Raw genomic sequence first — 2865 nt, 5'->3', positions numbered from 1 at the left:
GTGTTCCAGGCGGATCGTCCAGTCGTCTTTGGTGTCTTTGTCTTTGAGGAGTTCGAAGGCGCCGTCGTTGAAGATGTTGCAGTTCTGGTAGATCTCGACCAGGGCGGAGCCTTCGTGCTGGGCGGCGGCCTGGAGCACGGAGGTCAGTTGTTTGCGGTCGGAGTCGATCGCGCGTCCGACGAAGGACGCTTCGGCGCCCAGGGCGAGGGAGACGGGGTTGAACGGGTAGTCCAGTGATCCCATCGGGGTGGACTTGGTGATTTTCCCGACCTCGCTGGTGGGGGAGTACTGGCCTTTGGTGAGGCCGTAGATGCGGTTGTTGAACAGCAGGATTTTGAGGTTGACGTTGCGGCGCAGCGCGTGGATGAGGTGGTTGCCGCCGATGGACAGGGCGTCGCCGTCGCCGGTGACGACCCACACGCTCAAGTCCGTGCGGGAGGTTGAGAGGCCGGTGGCGATGGCCGGGGCGCGGCCGTGGATGGAGTGCATCCCGTAGGTGTTCATGTAGTACGGGAACCGGGACGAGCAGCCGATCCCGGAGACGAACACGATGTTTTCGCGTTTGAGGCCGAGTTGGGGCATGAAGCCCTGGACCGCGGCGAGGATCGCGTAGTCCCCGCACCCGGGGCACCAGCGCACTTCCTGATCGGTCTTGAAATCCCCGGCCTTCTGCGGCACCTCGGTCTTCGGCACCAACCGCAAGCTCGGGAAGTCCAACGCGACGCCGGCTGCGCCACCAGCGGCCCGGCCACCTTGCTCGGCCGGGATGGGGCTACGGCGGTTGGGGGACTGCAGCTCCTCCGGAGCGCGGCCCTCTTCCACCTGCCGGTTGGTCGGAAGCGAAGGGTCGGTCATCGGGTGATCCCAATCTCATCGGCGGCGTCGGCCGGGCCGCTGTTCTCCAGGCCGCCGGTCTGCTTGATNCTTCGGCACCAACCGCAAGCTCGGAAAATTGAGTTCGGTGGTCATCGGATCGTTTCCCAATTCTCAGCCGTGGCGGGGACGCTGCCCTGCTGAACGACGTTGGTGAGGACTTCTTCGAGTTCTTCGGCGCGGAAGGGCAGGCCGCGGACCTGGTTGTAGGAGACGACGTCGACCAGGTACTTGGCCCGCAGCAGCAGGGCGAGTTGGCCGAGGTTCATCTCCGGCAGCACGACCCGCTGGTAGCGCCGGAGGACTTCGCCGAGGTTGGCGGGGAACGGGTTGAGGTGCCGCAGGTGGGCCTGGGCGATCTTCATGCCGTTCTTGCGGACGCGGCGGGCGGCGGCGCCGATCGGCCCGTAGGTGGAGCCCCAGCCCAGGACGAGGACCTCGGCGTCGCCGGTGGGGTCGTCGACCTCGAGGGCGGGGATCGAGCGGGCGATGCCGTCGATCTTGGCTTGGCGGGTGCGGACCATCAGGTCGTGGTTGGCCGGGTCGTAGGAGATGTTGCCCGACCCGTCGGCCTTCTCGATCCCCCCGATCCGGTGTTCGAGGCCGGGGGTGCCCGGGACCGCCCACGGCCGGGCCAGGGTCTCGGGATCACGCAGATACGGCCAGAACTCCTCGCCGTGGTTGCGTTCGGTCGCGAATTCCGTGCGCAGATCCGGGAGGTTCTCCACGGACGGCACCTGCCACGGCTCCGAGCCGTTCGCGAGGTATCCGTCGGAGAGCAGGAACACCGGGGTGCGGTAGGTGATCGCGATCCGCGCCGCCTCGATCGCCGCGTCGAAACAGTCCGAAGGCGACCGCGGGGCGACGATCGGCACCGGGGCTTCACCGTTGCGGCCGAACATCGCCTGCAGCAGATCGGACTGTTCGGTCTTGGTCGGCAGGCCGGTCGACGGCCCACCGCGCTGGACGTCGACGATGACCAGCGGCAACTCGAGGCTGACGGCCAGACCGATGGTCTCGGACTTCAACGCGATGCCCGGGCCGGAGGAGGTCGTGATGCCGAGTGCCCCACCGAAGCTCGCGCCGAGGGTGGCGCCGATCGCGGCGATCTCGTCTTCGGCCTGGAACGCCCGCACCCCGAACCGCTTGTGCTTCGACAGTTCGTGCAGCACGTCCGAGGCGGGGGTGATGGGGTAGGCGCCCAGGAAGATCGGCAGGTCCGCGCGTTGCCCGGCAGCCAGCAGGCCGTAGGCCAGGGCGAGGTTGCCGGAGATGTTCCGGTAGGTGCCCTGCGGCATCGGCGCGGGCTTGACCTCGTAGGTCACCGAGAAGTCCTCGGTGGTCTCGCCGTAGTTCCAGCCGGCCTTGAGCGCCGCGACGTTCGCGGCGGCCACCTCGGGCTTGGTCGCGAACTTCTTCTCCAAGAACCCGATGGTCGAATCCACCGGCCGGGAGTAGAGCCAGGACACCAGGCCGAGGGCGAACATGTTCTTCGCCCGGCCGGCGTCCTTCCGGGAGAGCCCGAGCCCTTCGACGGCCTGCAGCGTCAGGTCGGTCAGCTCCAGCGAGTGGACGTGGTAGGCCTCCAACGACCCATCCTCGAGCGGATTCGCCTGGTAGCCGACCTTCGCCAGCGCCCGCTTGGTGAAGTCATGGGTATCCACGATGATCGTCGCCCCACGCGGCAAATCACCCAGATTCGCCTTCAACGCCGCCGGGTTCATCGCCACCAACACATCCGGCCGATCCCCCGGCGTCATGATGTCGTGATCCGCGAAATGCACCTGGAAGCTCGACACCCCCGGCAACGTCCCCTGCGGCGCCCGAATCTCGGCCGGGAAATTCGGCAACGTCGACAGGTCATTACCGAACGACGCGGTCTCCGACGTGAACCGATCCCCAGTCAACTGCATCCCATCACCGGAATCGCCAGCAAACCGGATCACCACACGGTCCAACCGCTGGACCTGCTTGCTCACTCGGCTGTCCTCC

General features: G+C 66.9%; 2 protein-coding genes. Both read right to left on the bottom strand.

Features of this window, described 5'->3' with window-relative positions:
* A partial coding sequence (locus ABEB28_RS38830; protein WP_425559052.1) for a 2-oxoacid:ferredoxin oxidoreductase subunit beta occupies positions 1 to 693 on the bottom strand: 693 nt, incomplete at its 3' end.
* A 272-nt stretch (positions 694 to 965) separates the two neighbouring features.
* Positions 966 to 2852, bottom strand: a complete 1887-nt coding sequence (locus tag ABEB28_RS38825; protein ID WP_345733304.1) for a 2-oxoacid:acceptor oxidoreductase subunit alpha — start codon at positions 2850 to 2852, stop codon at positions 966 to 968.
* Between the last annotated feature and the right edge of the window lie 13 nt (positions 2853 to 2865).

Origin of the sequence: Cryptosporangium minutisporangium (assembly GCF_039536245.1) — a bacterium.
In the GTDB taxonomy this organism is placed as follows: Bacteria; Actinomycetota; Actinomycetes; order Mycobacteriales; family Cryptosporangiaceae; genus Cryptosporangium; species Cryptosporangium minutisporangium.
The sequence above is the reverse complement of the archived record's forward strand: the minus strand, read 5'-3'. Positions and strand labels throughout refer to the sequence as shown.